Below are 15,990 nucleotides of genomic sequence, written 5' to 3'. Positions count from 1 at the left end.
TCACCGCACTTCGAGCTGGAGCAGGATCACGTCGGGGTCGTGGCTCTCCACCTCGACCACGCCGGGTCGGTCGATCGTGATCTCGTGCTCGGAGGTGCCCTCGTCGTAGGCGATCTCCTGCTCGGGGGTGCTGTGCACGTGCAGCTCGCCGGCCTCGTCCGCCTCGACGGTGAGCACCAGGGCCTGGCCCGTCGCGAGCTCGACACGCTCGCCGTTGGGAGTGAAGGTGTCGCCCTCGCGGGTGACGGTGACGGCCACGGTGTCGCCGTCGGACCGGGCCGAGCCGTTCCCGGCCGGCGCGGTGTCCCCGCCGCTGTCGCCGCCGCAGGCGGCGAGGCCCGCCGCGAGGAGGGTGAGGAGGACGAGGGGGGCGACGAGGGGCGCGAGGCGCGGACGACCGCGACCGGACACAGGGTTTCTCCTTCGACTGGTGCTGCGGGCCCTGCCCGGGCCTCTGCCAGAATCCCATGCGGGACAAAGGATCGACGACCCGGCTCCAGGAAGGGGCGACCCATGAACGAGCGGCTCCGGCCGCGGGACCTGGCCATCCTGGCCGCCGAGTCCCCCACGACGCCGATGCACAACGCCACCGTCGAGATCTTCGACCCGGGAGAGTCCGGCTTCGACCACGACCGGCTGGTCCAGCTCATCGCCGACCGCATCGCGTTCGTCCCGCGCTACCGCCAGCGCCTCCAGCAAGTGCCGGGCCGACTCGCCAACCCGGCGTGGGTCGACGACGAGAACTTCGACCTCGGCTACCACGTACGCCGCTCCGCCCTCCCGCGCCCCGGGTCGATGGACCAGCTGCGCGAGCTCGTCGCCCGCATCGCCTCCCGGCCGCTGGACCGCAGCCGGCCGCTGTGGGAGTGCTACTTCGTCGAGGGTCTCGAGCACGGACGCGTCGCGCTGCTCACCAAGAGCCACCAGATCCTCGTCGACGGCCGCGAGACCGTCGACATCGGCCAGGTGCTGCTGGACACCTCGCCGGACCGCTCGACGCTGGGTGGCGACGACGACTGGCGCCCGCGGCGCACGGCCGGGCCGGTGGCGGCCGCGCTCAACGCGGTCACCGACACCCTCGAGAGCCCGCGCACCCTGTGGATGACCACGCGCGCGAACGCCGAGTCGCTCGGCCGGGCGGCGACGGCGTCCGGCGCCCGCGTCGCCGAGGTGGCCAACGCGCTGGCCGGGCGCGGTCCGGTGCACTCCACCCCGGTGCAGCGCCGGCTCTCCCAGCAGCGCCGCTTCGTGACCGTGCGCACCGGGCTCTCCGACTACCGCGCCATCCGCGAGGTGCACGGCGGCACCGTCAACGACGTCATCCTCGCCACCCTCGCGGGCGGCCTGCGCGGCTGGCTGATGACGCGAGCGGAGTCGCTGGGCGGCTTGCGGACCATCAAGGCCATCGTCCCGATGTCGGTCATCGACGACGAGCTCGAGGCGACCTCGCTCGGCAGCCAGGTCACCGGCCACCTCGTCCAGCTGCCGATCAGCGAGCCGAGCCCGGTCGTCCGGCTGCACCAGGTGAGCTACGACCTCAAGGCCCACCGCGACAACGGTCGCAACGTCTCGGCCCGGCGCCTCGCCGGGATCGCCGGCTTCGCGCCGACGACGTTCCACGCCCTCGGGGCACGCCTCGCCACCGCGGAGCTCAGGCGCGGCTTCCACGTCTCGATCACCAACGTCCCCGGCCCGCAGTTCCCGCTCTACGCCGACGGCGCCCGGATGCTGGAGTCCTACCCCGTGCACCCGCTGCTCCCGGACCACCCGCTCGCGATCGGGGTCACCTCCTACGACGGATCGGTGTTCTACGGCATCACCGCCGACCGCGACGCGGTGCCGGACGCCGACGTCCTGGGCCAGTGCGTGCTCGAGGCGCTGGAGGAGCTGAAGGACTCCGCGTCGGACTCCCGGCCGCGGGCGCCCCGCGGGCGCAACGGCGCGGGCCCCGGCAAGGCGGGCGGCACGTGACCCGGCGCTACGTCCCGACGACGCTGGAGCGGCTGGCCGAGGACTGGGCGGACGACGGCCCCCGGCTCGAGGGCGCGGTCCTCGCCGCCGACGACGGCGAGGAGACGGAGTACGCCGCACTCATGACCGCCGCCGACGCCTCGGCCGAGCTGGTGTCCGCCCTCCCCGACGGCCGGCGGCGACGGGTCGTCGTGGTCGTCGAGACCGCGGCCGCCGACGCGGCGGCAGCGTGGCGCGACGTGGTCGCGGTGCACGTCGACACCGACGACGACGCCGATCCCGACGACGACCTCGCGTGGTGGGCGACGCAGGAGGTCGGCGACCTCATCGCCTCCCTTTGAGGCGCGTGAGGCGGTCTGACACGATCAGCCGCATGGACGCGATCACCTTCCCTCCGGCTCCCACCAACGAGCCGAACCTCACCTACGCACCCGGCACCCCGGAGCGCGAGGCGCTGGTCACCGAGCTCGCCCGCATCGAGGGCGAGCAGCGCACCTTCCCGGCCGTCATCGGAGGCGAGCGCCGCGACGGCGGCGGCGCCGAGGTGCGGGTCGTCCAGCCCCACGACCACCAGCACGTCCTCGGGACGCTGCGCAGCGCGACCACCCAGGACGCGGAGGACGCCGTCCGGGCCGCGGCCGAGGCCGCCCCCGTGTGGCAGGCCATGCCCTTCGACGAGAGGTGCGCGGTCATCCTCAAGGCCGCCGACCTGCTGGCCGGACCCTGGCGCCAGCGGCTCAACGCCGCAACGATGCTCGGGCAGTCCAAGACCGCCGTCCAGGCCGAGATCGACGCCGCCTGCGAGCTGATCGACTTCTGGCGGTTCAACGTCCACTACGCCAAGCAGATCCTCACCGACCAGCCGATCGCCAACAGCCCCGGGCTGTGGAACCGCACCGACCACCGGCCGCTCGAGGGCTTCGTCTACGCGATCACGCCGTTCAACTTCACCGCGATCGCGGGCAACCTGCCCACCGCCCCGGCGCTCATGGGCAACACGGTCATCTGGAAGCCGTCCCCGACGCAGCAGCTGGCCGCGTCGCTGACGATGGAGCTGCTCGAGGAGGCCGGCATGCCGCCCGGCGTCATCAACATGCTGCCCGGCGACGGACTGGACGTGTCGAAGGTGGCCCTCGCCCACCCCGACCTCGCCGGCATCCACTTCACCGGCTCCACCCCGACGTTCCAGCACCTGTGGCGCACGGTGGGGGAGAACATCAGCGGCTACCGCGCCTACCCGCGGATCGTGGGCGAGACCGGCGGCAAGGACTTCATCGTCGCCCACCCCTCGGCCGACCCCGACGTGCTGCGCACGGCGATGATCCGCGGTGCGTTCGAGTACCAGGGCCAGAAGTGCTCGGCCGCCTCGCGGGCCTACGTCCCGCGCTCGGTGTGGGCCAGGATCAAGGACCAGCTCATCGCCGACACCGAGGCGCTGACGATGGGCGACGTCACCGACCTGTCCAACTTCATGGGCGCGGTCATCGACGACCGGGCCTTCGCCAAGCATCAGTCGGCGATCGCCCGCGTCGAGGGCACCGACCACCTCACGCTCCTCGCCGGCGGCCAGACCGACGACTCCGTGGGGTACTTCGTGCGCCCCACGATCATCGAGTCGAGCGACCCGACCGACCAGATGTTCTCCGAGGAGTACTTCGGACCGATCCTCGCGGTGTCCGTCTTCGAGGACGACCGGTTCGAGTCCGTCGTCGCGCAGATGGAGTCGTTCGCGCCGTACGCCCTCACCGGCGCGATCATCGCCCAGGACCGTGCGGCCATCGCGTGGGCGCGCGAGACCCTGCGGTTCGCCGCCGGCAACTTCTACATCAACGACAAGCCCACCGGTGCCGTCGTCGGCCAGCAGCCCTTCGGCGGCGGCCGCGCGTCGGGCACCAACGACAAGGCCGGCGCCGCGGTCAACCTGCTGCGCTGGACCTCGCCGCGCTCGATCAAGGAGAACTTCGTCCCGCCGACCGAGCACCTCTACCCCCACCAGGGCTGACGCCCGGGACGGCAGAGGGGTGGGGGAGGATGGTCCCGATGATCCTCCTCCACCTCGGTGCGCTGCACCCCTACGAGCAGATCCTGACGCTGCTGCTGGCGTTCGGCCCCTTCGCGGTGCTCGGCCTGGTCATCTGGCGGCGCCGTGGGGAGGACGTCCGCGCAGACGGCGCGGACGACGGCGCGGCAGGTGGCCCGGAGTCCGCCGGGGCAGCGGACGCCGCGGAGCCGACGGCCGAGGGGCGCGAGCCGCTCAGCTGAAGACGGGCAGCCGCGCGTCGCGGAGGTCGTCGCGCTCGGCCGCCGTCGGCTCGGCGCGGCCCGTGCCGACCAGGGCGACCCGCGCGTCGGCCCAGCCGTCGAACGAGCGGCCGAGCAGTCCCTCCACCACGCGCCGCGACTCCGCCAGGCCGGCGGCGGTGGGACCCGCCGCCACGAGGTGCGCGACCAGGTCGGCGTGGTGGAGCGTGGCCTCCACGGCCAGGGTGCTCGCGAGGTCCGCGGCGCTGATCGCACGGCCCTGGGTCGCGAGCACGGCGCCGTCCGGCAGCGCGGTCAGCGCCGCGACCGCCGCCGCGGCGGCCTCGAGGTAGCCCTCCCGCAGGGAGGCGAAGTCGTGCAGACCCGCCTCGACGCGGGTCATCCGCCGGCTCCGCTCGTCGGCGGCGGGGTCGCTTCCCCAGGCGCCCCAGTAGGTCACCGCGTCGCAGTCGGCCGGGCGCCCTGCCGGCGTGTGCGCGGCCACCAGGCCGCGGACGGCGTCCGCGCGGAGGTGCCAGACCAGGTCGCGGACCGCCCAGCCGGTGCAGCCGGTGGGCTCCCACGCCCGGTCGTCGGCCAGGCCGCCGACCACGGAGGCGAGCGCGTCGTACGCCTCGCGCACCAGGCTCATCGGCGCGCGAGCCACTCCACACCCGTCTCGTGCTCCTTCTCGAGCGCCTTGCCGAGCATGTCGGCGACCAGGCCCTCGATCTTCCCGCCGATCAGCGGGATGCGGACGGTGATCTCCAGCTCGATCCGCTCGGTGGTCCGGCCGCCGGACTCGGTCAGCGCCGCGGTGCCGGTCATCTCGCCCGGCTTGCCGGGGATGGTGACCTCGACGTCGGCGTGCCCGGGGGTGCGCCACGCCTCGACCTGCACGATGCGGATCTCGTCGCCGACGAGCTTGGTGGCGAAGGACGGCAGACCGGCGGCGGACTGCACCTGGTCGATGGTGACGACGCCGGCCTCCACGGTGACCTCGCCCCGCACGACCTTCATCCGGTCGAGGACCTGCTCGCGGAAGGCCGGGTCGGTGAGCATCGCCGCGACCTCCTCGAGCGGGGCGTCGTAGGTGAGGTCCTTGACCACGCGCTTGCCCATCCTGGGGTCCTTCCGGTGCTGGCGGCAGTCGGCGGGATCCCGCGACCGGTGTCGTCATCATGTCGGAGCGCCCCCGCCAGGGCGAGGACCGGGCCTCCCGGACGGCGTCGGTGCCGGGGACGGCCGGGGCCGCCCACCCGTGTTGTGGGCGTCACAGAGCGGGTTCTAGGGTCGGAGCGTGGCGACGCCTGAGGAGACGAAGAACCAGCAGCTCGACGCGGCGACGGCGGTACGCCCGGAGTGGGCCGACCTGCTGCACGCCTACTACCGGCACGTCGCCCCGGAGGAGGTCGCGGAGCGGACCCCGGAGGACCTGCTCGGCGCCGTCGCCTCCCACCACGAGCTCGCCGCCACCCGCCCGCAGGGCACCGCGGCGGTGCGGGTGGTGACGCCCACGATGGCCGACGCGGGCTGGTCGGCGTCGGGCCGCTCGGTGGTCGAGGTCGTCACCGACGACATGCCGTTCCTCGTGGACTCGGTGACCATGGAGCTGAACCGGCAGGGGCACAACGTGCACGCCGTCTTCCACCCCCAGTTCGAGGTCGAGCGCACCATCACCGGCGAGCTGCAGCACGTGCACGCCCACGAGCCGCAGGCCGGGGAGCAGGCGGGCACCGAGTCCTGGATGCACCTCGAGATCGACCGCACCGACGAGGACGAGGCGGCCGAGATCACCGAGGGACTGCAGCGGGTGCTGCGCGACGTCCGCGAGTCGGTCGAGGACTGGCAGAAGATGCACGCCCAGGCCCTGGCCGTGGTCGCCGACCTCGACGCCGACCCGCCGCCGCTGTCGGCCGACGAGCTGCGCCAGGGCCGCGAGTTCCTGACGTGGCTGGCCGACGACCACTTCACCTTCCTCGGCTACCGCGAGTACCTGCTGGAGACCGAGGAGGGCGCCCCCGACGAGTGCGGCCTGCGCGCCGTGCCGGGCTCGGGCCTGGGCATCCTGCGCCACGACCAGGACCTCTCGACCTCCTTCGCGAAGCTGCCGCCGCTGGTGAAGGCCAAGGCCCGCGAGAAGAAGCTGCTCGTGCTGGCGAAGGCCAACTCGCGCGCCACGGTGCACCGGCCGGCGTACCTCGACTACGTCGGCGTGAAGACGTTCGGGCCCGACGGCGAGGTCACCGGCGAGCGCCGCTTCCTCGGCCTGTTCTCCAGCGCCGCCTACACCGAGTCGGTCACGCGGATCCCGGTGCTGCGCGAGAAGGTCGCCGAGGTCATGCGGCACGCCGGCTTCGACCCGCGCAGCCACGCCGGCAAGGCGCTCATGGACACGCTGGAGAACTATCCGCGCGACGAGCTCTTCCACACCTCGCCCGACGAGCTCGCCCCCGTTGCGCAGGACGTGATGAGCGCCCGCGAGCGGCGCAAGCTGCGCGCGTTCGTGCGCCGCGACACCTACGGCCGCTACGTCTCGGTCCTGGTCTACCTGCCGCGCGACCGCTACAGCACGGCCGTGCGCGAGCGGTTCTCCGACATCCTGCGCGAGCAGCTCGGCGGCGAGCACGTGGAGTTCACCGCACGGGTCAACGAGTCGACGACGGCACGGGTGCACTTCGTCGTGCACCCGCCCAAGGCCCAGCAGATCCCCGAGATCGACGTCGCCGACCTGGAGCGGCGGCTGATGGAGGCGTCGCGCTCCTGGCGCGACGACTTCATGGCGGCCGTGGTGGCCGACTACGGCGTCGACCGCGGGTCGCAGCTGGCGCGCACCTGGGCCGACGCGTTCCCGGAGGCCTACAAGGAGGACTACGACCCGCGGCGCGGGTCGGCCGACCTCGGCCGCATCGAGGCGATCCAGGGCGAGGAGGGGATCGACCTCGCGCTGTTCGACCAGGACCAGCAGAGCGGCTCCTACCGTCGTGGGGAGTCGCGGCTCAAGGTGTTCCGGGTCGGGGAGCCGCTGTCGCTGAGCACCGTGCTGCCGATGCTGACCTCGATGGGCGTCGAGGTGGTCGACGAGCGCCCCTACGAGCTGTCCGGCCTGTCGCGCCCGTCGTACATCTACGAGTTCGGCCTGCGTCACGGCCGCGTCCTGCGGCCGCACGAGCGCACGCTCTTCGCCGAGGCGCTGCGGGCGGTGTGGGACGGCGTCAACGAGATCGACGGCTTCAACCAGCTGGTCCTCAACGCCGGGCTCACGTGGCGCCAGGCGACCGTGCTGCGGGCGTACGCCAAGTACCTCAAGCAGGGCAACTCGCCCTTCGCCCTCGACTACATCGAGGAGGCGCTGCGCAGCAACGTCGACATCACGCGCCTGCTCGTCGAGCTCTTCGAGTCGCGCTTCGACCCCGGTCGCGGCGACCGCGCGCTCGCGCACGACGCGGAGGCCCGGGTGGCCAAGGTGGAGGCGATCGAGGAGCGGCTGGCCAAGGCCCTCGACGACGTGGTCAGCCTCGACCACGACCGCATCCTGCGGTCGTACCGGACCCTCGTCAGGGCGACGCTGCGCACGAACTTCTTCCAGCGCACCGAGTCGGGCGAGGTGCACCCCTACATCTCGTTCAAGCTCGAGCCGTCGGCGATCCCCGACCTGCCGCAGCCGCGACCCCGCTTCGAGATCTTCGTCCACAGCCCACGGGTCGAGGGCTCGCACCTGCGCTTCGGCGCGGTCGCCCGCGGTGGCCTGCGCTGGTCGGACCGCCGCGACGACTTCCGCACCGAGGTGCTGGGCCTGGTCAAGGCGCAGATGGTGAAGAACACGGTGATCGTGCCGGTGGGCGCGAAGGGCGCGTTCTTCTGCAAGCAGCTGCCCGACCCCGCGGACCGCGACGCGTGGCTGGCCGAGGGCGTGGCCTGCTACAAGACGTTCATCTGCGGACTGCTCGACATCACCGACAACCTGGTCGACGGCGTCACCGTCCCGCCGCGGGGCGTGGTGCGCCACGACGGCGACGACTCCTACCTCGTGGTCGCCGCCGACAAGGGCACCGCCACCTTCTCCGACATCGCCAACGGCGTGGCCCGCGACTACGGCTTCTGGCTCGGCGACGCGTTCGCCTCCGGCGGCTCGGTCGGCTACGACCACAAGGCCATGGGCATCACCGCCAAGGGCGCGTGGGTCTCGGTCCAGCGGCACTTCCGCGAGATGGGCGTCGACTGCCAGGCCGAGGACTTCACGGCCGTGGGCATCGGCGACATGTCCGGCGACGTGTTCGGCAACGGCATGCTGTGCTCGGAGCACACCCGCCTCGTCGCCGCCTTCGACCACCGCGACATCTTCATCGACCCCACGCCGGACGCCGCGTCGTCGTACGCCGAGCGCCGGCGCCTGTTCGAGCTGCCGAGGTCGAGCTGGAAGGACTACGACCCCGCGCTGATCTCCGAGGGCGGCGGCGTCTGGTCGCGCTCGGCGAAGTCGATCCCGGTGTCGGCCCAGGCCCGCGAGGCGCTGGGGCTGTCGTCGGACGTCACCGCGCTGACCCCCGCCGAGCTGATGAAGGCGATCCTGCTCGCACCCGTCGACCTGCTGTGGAACGGCGGCATCGGCACCTACGTCAAGGCCTCGGAGGAGACCGACGCCGATGCCGGCGACAAGGCCAACGACGCGATCCGGGTGAACGGCGAGGACCTGCGGGCGCGCTGCGTCGGCGAGGGCGGCAACCTCGGCTTCACCCAGCTCGGCCGGGTCGAGTACGCCCGCTTCGGCGTCAACGGCGACGGCGGGCGGATCAACACCGACTTCATCGACAACTCCGCCGGGGTGGACACCTCCGACCACGAGGTGAACATCAAGATCCTGCTCGACCGGGTCGTCCGGGCGGGCGGCATGGACGAGGCCGCACGCAACGAGCTGCTCGCCGAGATGACCGACGAGGTCGCCCACCTCGTGCTGCGCGACAACTACGAGCAGAACCTCGCGCTCGCCAACGCCGAGGCGCACGCCCCGTCGCTGCTGCACGTGCACGAGGACTGGATGCGCGCGCTGGAGCGTCGCGGCGTGCTCAACCGCGAGCTCGAGGGGCTGCCGAGCACCCGCCAGGTCAAGCGCCGCCTCGACCGCAGGCAGGCGCTGTCGGCACCCGAGCTGTCGGTGCTGCTGGCCTGGACCAAGATCGTGCTGGCCGACGAGCTCATCGGCTCCGACCTGCCCGACGACCCCTACCTGCGCGAGGACCTGCTGGCCTACTTCCCGAGCCGGATGAAGCCGGACCTCGAGGCGGCCATGGAGGACCACCCGCTCCGGCGCGAGATCATCGTGACCCAGGTCGTCAACGACCTCGTCAACGGCGCCGGCATGACCTTCTGGCCGCGGCTGCAGGGGGAGACGGGCGCCAGCGCCGCCGACCTCACCCGCGCGAACTTCGTCGCACGCGAGATCTTCGGCTCGCTGCCGCTGCGGGAGGAGATCGCCGCGCTGGACAACCGGGTGCCCGCCGAGCGCCAGACCCGGATGCGCATCGAGATGCGCACCTTGGTGGAGCGTGCGTCGCGGTGGCTGGTCACCAACCGGCGTCCACCCCTGGACTCGGTCGCCACCGTGGACTTCTTCCGCGGTCGCGTCCAGGCGGTGATGGCCGAGCTGCCCGGCATCATGAGCGGGCGTGAGCTCGACGACTACCGGGCGCGTGAGAAGCGGCTCACCGACCACGGCGTGCCGGCGGACCTCGCCTCGCGGGTGGCCGTGCTGGCCCCGGCCTACGCGCTGCTCGGCATCGTCGAGACCGCCGACCGGCTCGACCTCGACCCCGTGGAGGTGGCGCGCGTGCACTTCGCGCTGGGCGAGCGGCTCGGCCTGCCGGCGCTGGTGGAGCGGATCTTCGCCCTGCCGCGCGACGACCGGTGGCAGACGATGGCGCGGGCGGCGGTGCGTGACGACCTCTACGGCGTGCACCAGCAGCTGACCGCCCAGGTGCTGCTGTCCACGAGTGCCGACGACAGTGCGCCCGCCCGGGTCGCGGAGTGGGAGAACTCCGACGAGGAGCTGGTCGGCCGCTCGGCCGCCACCCTGGAGGAGATCTGCCGCGAGGGGACCGCCGAGCTGGCCCGGCTGTCCGTCGGCCTGCGGGTGGTCCGCGGCCTGCTGTCCTGACGGTGCCGGGCGCGGGTCAGAACAGCAGGACAGCGGCGACGACCCCCGCCGCCACCACGGCCCAGCGGAAGACCGCGTCGGGGAGCCTGCGCCCCACGCGCGCGCCGACGTAGCCGCCGACGAGGGAGCCGGCGGCGAGCAGCGCCGCGACGTCCCACCGCGGGTCGGCCACGAGCACGAAGACCACGCCCGCGACGATGTTGCCGACCATCAGCGACAGCGTCTTCAGGCCGTTGACGACGCGGAGCTCGAGCTCGGTGCCGAGGCCGAGGACCGCGACCATCATGACGCCGGCGCCGGCACCGAAGTACCCGCCGTAGACACCCGTCACCGTGGCGAACGCCGTCGTCGCGGGGGACATGTGCCGCCGCTCCGCGAGCTCCTCGCCGTGCCGGCGCTCGTGCCGCGCGCGCAGCCACCCGGCCACCCGCGGCTGGATGCCGACGAGCAGGCAGGTGAAGAGGATGAGGTAGGGGACGACCGCCTCGAAGACACCCGGGGGCAGCCCGAGCAGCAGAGCGGCGCCGGCGACGGCCCCGACGGCGCACACGGCGGCGATCACGTACGCCACGCGCCCCGCCTCGCGCACCTCCCGGCGGTAGCCGACCACGCCGCCGAGCCCGCCCGGGATCAGTCCCAGGGTGTTCGACACGTTGGCGACGACGGGCGGCAGCCCGAGCCCCACGAGCACCGGGAAGCTGAGCAGGGACGCGACGCCCACGGTGGAGGACAGCACGCCGGCGCCGAGCCCGGTCGCCACGACCAGGAGCGCCTCGGCTGCGGTCACGGCTGCTCGCGGAGGAGGGCCACGTCGCTCACCATCTCGACGTGGGCGTGCATGGCCTGCGCCGCGGCCGCCGGGTCGCCGGCACGGATCGCCTCGGCGATCGCGCGGTGCCCGGCGAGGGAGTCCTGCGGACGACCCGGCTGGCCCAGCGACTCGAGCCGCGTCTCCTTGACGAGGTCGCCGATCTCGTCCATCAGCCGGGCGAGCAGCAGCGAGTGCGAGGCGGCCGTGACGGCGCCGTGGAAGCGCTCGTCGCCCTCGACGCCGCGGCCCCCGGCCTCGATGTCGGCGGCCATGGCGGCGAGCGCCTCGTCGATGCGGGCGAGGTCCTCCTCGGTGCGGCGCACCGCAGCAAGCGAGGCGATCTTGGTCTCGAGCGCGTCGCGGGTCTCGATGATCTCGGGCAGCCGGTCGGCGTGGCTGCGGATCGCCTCGACGATGCGGGTGGACTTCTGGTGCCTGGACGTGACGATCGTGCCGTCGCCGTGGCGCACCTCCACCACCCCGACGACCTCCAGCGCCACCAGGGCCTGGCTCAGCGTGGCGCGGCTGACGCCGAGTCGCTGGGCGAGCTCGCGCTCGGGAGGCAGCTTGTCGCCGGCGCCGAGGCCGTTGTCGCCGATCCACGCCGAGATCTGCTCGGCGACCTGCTCGTAGAGGCGGGTGCGCAGCAACCGGGCGGGGAAGGGCGAGGCCGACATGTCCTCCAGCGTATTGACTCGTGGCTCATTGTGCTATTGGCTAGGCCACTGAGCCAGCACTGTGACGAGGGCCACCCCCGGCCTCCCGTGCGGCACACGACTCGGAGGTGGACATGGGTCCGGAATGGGTGGCGATCATCGCGCTGGTCGCGTTGTTCGTGGTCGGCACGGTGCTGCCGATCAACATGGGGGCGCTGGCGTACGTCGCCGCGTGGTTCGTGGGCATGTACGCCCTCGACCTCGACGAGAAGGAGATCCTGGCCGGCGTCAGCGGTGACCTCATCCTGACGCTCATCGGTGTCACCTACCTGTTCGCGATCGCGCGCAACAACGGCACGGTCGACCTGATCGTGCGCACCGCGGTCAAGGGCGTCGGCGGCCGGGTGGCCCTGATCCCGTGGGTGATGTTCGCGGTGACCGCGGTGCTGACCGGCATCGGCGCCGTCAGCCCGGCGGCCTGCGCGATCATCGGCCCGATCGCCCTCGGCTTCGCGGGCCGCTACGGCATCAGCCCGCTGATGATGGGCATGTTCGTCGTCCACGGCGCCCAGGCCGGCGGCTTCTCGCCGATCAGCATCTACGGCGTGATCACCAACTCGGTGATGGAGGACGCCGGGCTGCCCTCGAGCGAGATCACCGTCTTCCTGGCCAGCCTCGTCGTCAACACCGTGATGGCCGCGGTGCTGTTCGTCGCGCTCGGCGGTCGCAAGCTCATGTCGCTGCGCATCGACCCCGACGACGACGACACGCTCGACGACGACCTGCACCGCGGCGGCCGGACCGTGTCCGCCCGGGGGATGGGCGCGACTGCGCCCGTCGGCACCCAGGCCCAGGGCGTGCGCCGCGACCAGGTGCTCACCCTGCTGGCCTTCGTCGGCGTGGCCGTCGTCGCCCTCGCCTTCGACAAGAACATCGGGTTCGTCGCCATCACCGCCGCGGTCATCCTGGCGATGCTCGCCCCCCACGAGCACAAGGACGCGGTCAAGCAGGTCGCGTGGCCCACGGTCCTGCTCGTCGCCGGTGTCAGCACCTACGCCACGATCCTCACCACCGCCGGCTCGCCGGAGTTCGTCGGCAGCTGGGCGGCCGGTCTCGGCGCCGCGGCGGTCGGCGCCCTGGTCCTCTGCTACGTCGGCGGCGTCGTGTCGGCGTTCGCCTCCTCGACGGCGCTGCTGCCGGTGATCATCCCGATCGCCGTCCCGCTGATCGCCGACGGCGGGATCAACGCCGCCATGTTCGTGGCCGCCCTCGCGGTCGCCTCCACGATCGTCGACGTCAGCCCGTTCTCCACCAACGGCGCCCTCATGCTGGCCAACAAGCCGGACACCATCGAGGAGCCCGTCTACTACAAGCAGATCCTGACCTACGCCGTGATCGTGACCCTCGTCGGCCCGCTGCTCGTGTGGGCAGCCCTCGTCCTGCCCGGATGGTGACCCCGTGACCGAGAAGACCGGACCGCTCGCCGACCTCCTCGTCGTCGACCTCACCCGCGCCCTCGCCGGCCCGCACGCCACCCAGATGCTCGGCGACCTCGGCGCCCGGGTGGTCAAGGTGGAGGCACCCGGCAGCGGCGACGACACCCGCGGCTGGGGACCCCCCTTCGTCGGCGACGACGACGCCCGCCAGTCGACGTACTTCCTCTGCACCAACCGCAACAAGGAGTCCATCGCCCTCGACCTCAAGGACGACGCCGACAAGGAGGTCCTCGTCGGGCTCGTCGAGCGCGCCGACGTGCTGGTGGAGAACTTCCGCACCGGCGTCCTGGAGCGCCTCGGCCTGGGCGTCGAGGAGCTGATGCGCCGCAACCCGCGGCTGGTGGTCCTCTCGATCACCGGCTTCGGCCACGACGGACCGGAGGGCGGCCGGGCCGGCTACGACCAGATCGCGCAGGGCGAGGCGGGCCTGATGTCGCTCACCGGCTCCGGGCCCGACGACCCCCAGCGCGTCGGCGTACCCATCGCGGACCTGCTGTCGGGCATGTACGGCGCGTACGGCGTGCTCGCCGCGCTGCACGAGCGCGAGCGCACCGGCACGGGCACCGTCGTGCGCACGTCGCTGCTGGCGTCGGTCGTCGGGGTGCACGCCTTCCAGGGCACCCGGTGGACCGTGGCCGGCGAGGTGGGGCGCGCCCAGGGCAACCACCACCCGTCCATCGCGCCCTACGGCCTGTTCCGCTGCCGCGACGGCGCCGTGCAGATCGCCCTCGGCAGCGAGGGCCTGTGGAAGCGGTTCTGCGAGGGCTTCGGGCTCGACCCGGCAGCCGACGGGTTCGCCACCAACGGCGAGCGCGTCGCCCGGCGCGAGCAGGTGATCGAGATCGTGGAGCGGGCGTTCGCCGACTGGGACGCCGAGCCGCTGCTGGCGAGGCTCGCCGAGGTCGGCGTGCCCGCCGGCAAGGTGCGCACCCTCGACGAGGTCTACCAGTGGGACCAGGTCGCCAGCCAGGGCCTGCTGGTCGACGTCGAGCACCCGACCCTGGGGGAGATCACCCTCCCCGGCCCGCCGCTGCGCTTCTTCGACGCCGACGGCACCGAGGTCACCCGGCGCGACCACGTCGCACCGCCCCTGCTCGACCAGCACGCCGACGAGATCCGCACGTGGATCGGCGGAGGCGGCTCGTGAGCACACCGCACGGCGTTGCCCGTCCCCACAGCGCTGCCCCGGACGACGCCGCGAGGACCCCGTGACGCGCAGGTGGTCCGCGCGCGAGCTGCTCGACCTGGTGCTCGACGAGGGCACCTTCACGTCCTGGGACGAGCCGATCGACCGCTCCCGCCACGATGAGGCCTACCGCGCGGAGCTCGCCGCCGCTGAGGCACGGGCCGGGACCGACGAGTCGGTGCTCACCGGCCGCGGCCTGGTCCGCGGTCGCCCGGTGGCCGTGGTCGTCAACGAGTTCGGCTTCCTGGGCGGCTCCATCGGCCGCGACGCCGCCGACCGCATCGTCAGCGCCGTGCGGCGCGCGACGGCCGAGGGGCTCCCGGTCCTGGCGAGCACCTCGTCGGGCGGCACCCGCATGCAGGAGGGCACGCCGGCCTTCGTCCGGATGGTCGAGATCTCCCGGGCCCTGATGGCGCACCGGGCGGCCGGCCTGGCCTACCTCGTCCACCTGCGGCACCCGACCACGGGCGGCGTGTACGCCTCGTGGGGCTCGCTCGGCCACGTCACCGTCGCCGAACCGGGCGCGCTGGTGGGCTTCCTCGGGCCGAAGGTCTTCGAGGCGCTCAACGGCCGGCCGTTCCGGCCCGGCGTGCAGGTCGCCGAGCACCTCGCCGCCTCGGGGGTCATCGACGGGGTCGTCCCCGCCGAGCTGCTGCCCGAGCTGGTGGACCTCGCGCTCGGCGTGGTCGTCGACCCGCCCACGGCGCCGCGGCTGCCGCGGCGTACGACGTCGCCGGTGCCCGCGCCCGTCGCGTGGGACGCCATCACCCGCACGCGCGAGCCCGGCCGGGCCGGCGTGCGCGACCTGCTCGAGCACGCGTGCACCGGCACCGTCCGCCTCCGGGGCACCGACGAGGGCGAGCGCGACTCGTCGGTCCTGGTGGCGCTCACCCGGCTCGACGGCCTGCCGTGCGTCCTGGTCGGCCAGGACCGCAGCCGGCAGGGACCGGGCCACCCGCTCGGGCCCGGCGCCCTGCGCGAGGCACGTCGGGGCATGCGGCTGGCCGAGGAGCTGGGCCTGCCTCTCGTCACCGTGATCGACACGCCCGGAGCCGAGCTGTCCCCGCAAGCCGAGGAGCGTGCGATCGCCGGCGAGATCGCCCGGTGCATCGGGACGCTGACCACGATGACGGTGCCGACCGTGTCGGTGATCCTCGGCCAGGGTTGCGGGGGAGGGGCGCTCGCCCTGCTGCCCGCCCGCTCCGTCGTGGCCGCCTCGCACGCGTGGCTCTCGCCGCTGCCGCCGGAGGGCGCCAGCGTCATCGTCCACGGCGACACCGCGCACGCGGCCGAGATGGCGGCGGCCCAGGGCGTGACGGCCGCCGACCTGCTCGCCGACGGGACCGTGGAGGTGGTCGTGCCCGAGCACGACGCGGACACCCCCGCCGACCTCGCCGTCGCCGTGGCCGCCGAGGTGGGCGCCCGGCTGCGCGAGCTCAGCGGTCGCGCGACGGTCGCCCGCGCGTCGTAGCGCG

General features: G+C 73.2%; 13 protein-coding genes. 8 read left to right on the top strand and 5 right to left on the bottom strand.

Annotated elements, in window-relative coordinates; translation table 11 throughout:
• Positions 1 to 411: a hypothetical protein gene (locus tag J3P32_RS03820; protein ID WP_210438520.1), complete on the bottom strand. Its 411-nt coding sequence runs from the start codon at positions 409 to 411 to the stop codon at positions 1 to 3.
• Positions 412 to 513: 102 nt separating this feature from the next.
• On the opposite strand from J3P32_RS03820, the gene J3P32_RS03815 reads away from it, so the two are divergent.
• The 4 genes from J3P32_RS03815 to J3P32_RS03800 are packed head-to-tail and all read left to right on the top strand — an operon-like array spanning position 514 to position 4,233.
• Entirely contained in the window at positions 514 to 1,971 is a 1,458-nt protein-coding gene (locus J3P32_RS03815) for a WS/DGAT/MGAT family O-acyltransferase (protein ID WP_210438519.1), read from the top strand.
• Positions 1,968 to 2,312: a DUF6912 family protein gene (locus J3P32_RS03810; protein WP_210438518.1), complete on the top strand. Its 345-nt coding sequence runs from the start codon at positions 1,968 to 1,970 to the stop codon at positions 2,310 to 2,312. Before J3P32_RS03815 ends, J3P32_RS03810 begins: the two co-directional genes overlap by 4 nt.
• 32 nt (positions 2,313 to 2,344) lie before the next feature.
• Complete coding sequence (gene pruA, locus J3P32_RS03805; protein ID WP_210438517.1) at positions 2,345 to 3,973, top strand: L-glutamate gamma-semialdehyde dehydrogenase; 1,629 nt, start codon at positions 2,345 to 2,347, stop codon at positions 3,971 to 3,973.
• A 38-nt stretch (positions 3,974 to 4,011) separates the two neighbouring features.
• Positions 4,012 to 4,233: a hypothetical protein gene (locus J3P32_RS03800; protein WP_210438516.1), complete on the top strand. Its 222-nt coding sequence runs from the start codon at positions 4,012 to 4,014 to the stop codon at positions 4,231 to 4,233.
• Here the strand turns inward: J3P32_RS03800 and J3P32_RS03795 are convergent.
• Positions 4,226 to 4,879: a maleylpyruvate isomerase N-terminal domain-containing protein gene (locus J3P32_RS03795; RefSeq protein ID WP_210438515.1), complete on the bottom strand. Its 654-nt coding sequence runs from the start codon at positions 4,877 to 4,879 to the stop codon at positions 4,226 to 4,228. The two genes, J3P32_RS03800 and J3P32_RS03795, sit on opposite strands and share 8 nt — an antisense overlap.
• The gene (locus J3P32_RS03790) at positions 4,861 to 5,334 is read right to left on the bottom strand and encodes a DUF2505 domain-containing protein (RefSeq protein ID WP_210438514.1); all 474 of its coding nucleotides are present in this window, start codon (positions 5,332 to 5,334) and stop codon (positions 4,861 to 4,863) included. The genes J3P32_RS03795 and J3P32_RS03790 overlap by 19 nt, the downstream gene beginning before the upstream one ends.
• Positions 5,335 to 5,512: 178 nt before the next feature.
• Here J3P32_RS03790 and J3P32_RS03785 point away from each other — a divergent pair, with 178 nt between their 5' ends.
• On the top strand, positions 5,513 to 10,366 hold the full coding sequence (locus J3P32_RS03785; protein ID WP_210438513.1) for an NAD-glutamate dehydrogenase: 4,854 nt from the start codon (positions 5,513 to 5,515) through the stop codon (positions 10,364 to 10,366).
• 16 nt (positions 10,367 to 10,382) lie between these two features.
• Here J3P32_RS03785 and J3P32_RS03780 read toward each other — a convergent pair whose 3' ends face one another.
• Positions 10,383 to 11,153, bottom strand: coding sequence for a sulfite exporter TauE/SafE family protein (locus J3P32_RS03780; RefSeq protein WP_210438512.1), 771 nt, complete (start codon positions 11,151 to 11,153; stop codon positions 10,383 to 10,385).
• Positions 11,150 to 11,854 carry a FadR/GntR family transcriptional regulator gene (locus tag J3P32_RS03775; RefSeq protein WP_210438511.1) on the bottom strand — a complete coding sequence of 235 codons (705 nt, stop codon included), beginning with the start codon at positions 11,852 to 11,854 and terminating at the stop codon, positions 11,150 to 11,152. Before J3P32_RS03775 ends, J3P32_RS03780 begins: the two co-directional genes overlap by 4 nt.
• Before the next feature lie 113 nt (positions 11,855 to 11,967).
• On the opposite strand from J3P32_RS03775, the gene J3P32_RS03770 reads away from it, so the two are divergent.
• From J3P32_RS03770 to J3P32_RS03760, 3 genes are all read left to right on the top strand, one after another.
• On the top strand, positions 11,968 to 13,287 hold the full coding sequence (locus J3P32_RS03770) for an SLC13 family permease (RefSeq protein WP_210438510.1): 1,320 nt from the start codon (positions 11,968 to 11,970) through the stop codon (positions 13,285 to 13,287).
• Between the two features lie 4 nt (positions 13,288 to 13,291).
• Positions 13,292 to 14,476, top strand: a complete 1,185-nt coding sequence (locus J3P32_RS03765) for a CaiB/BaiF CoA transferase family protein (protein ID WP_210438509.1) — start codon at positions 13,292 to 13,294, stop codon at positions 14,474 to 14,476.
• A gap of 61 nt (positions 14,477 to 14,537) precedes the next feature.
• Positions 14,538 to 15,986, top strand: coding sequence for a carboxyl transferase domain-containing protein (locus tag J3P32_RS03760; protein WP_210438508.1), 1,449 nt, complete (start codon positions 14,538 to 14,540; stop codon positions 15,984 to 15,986).
• Positions 15,987 to 15,990: the final 4 nt, after the last annotated feature.

This window comes from Nocardioides xinjiangensis (assembly GCF_017916385.1).
GTDB lineage: Bacteria > Actinomycetota > Actinomycetes > Propionibacteriales > Nocardioidaceae > Nocardioides > Nocardioides xinjiangensis.
The sequence above is the reverse complement of the archived record's forward strand: the minus strand, read 5'-3'. Positions and strand labels throughout refer to the sequence as shown.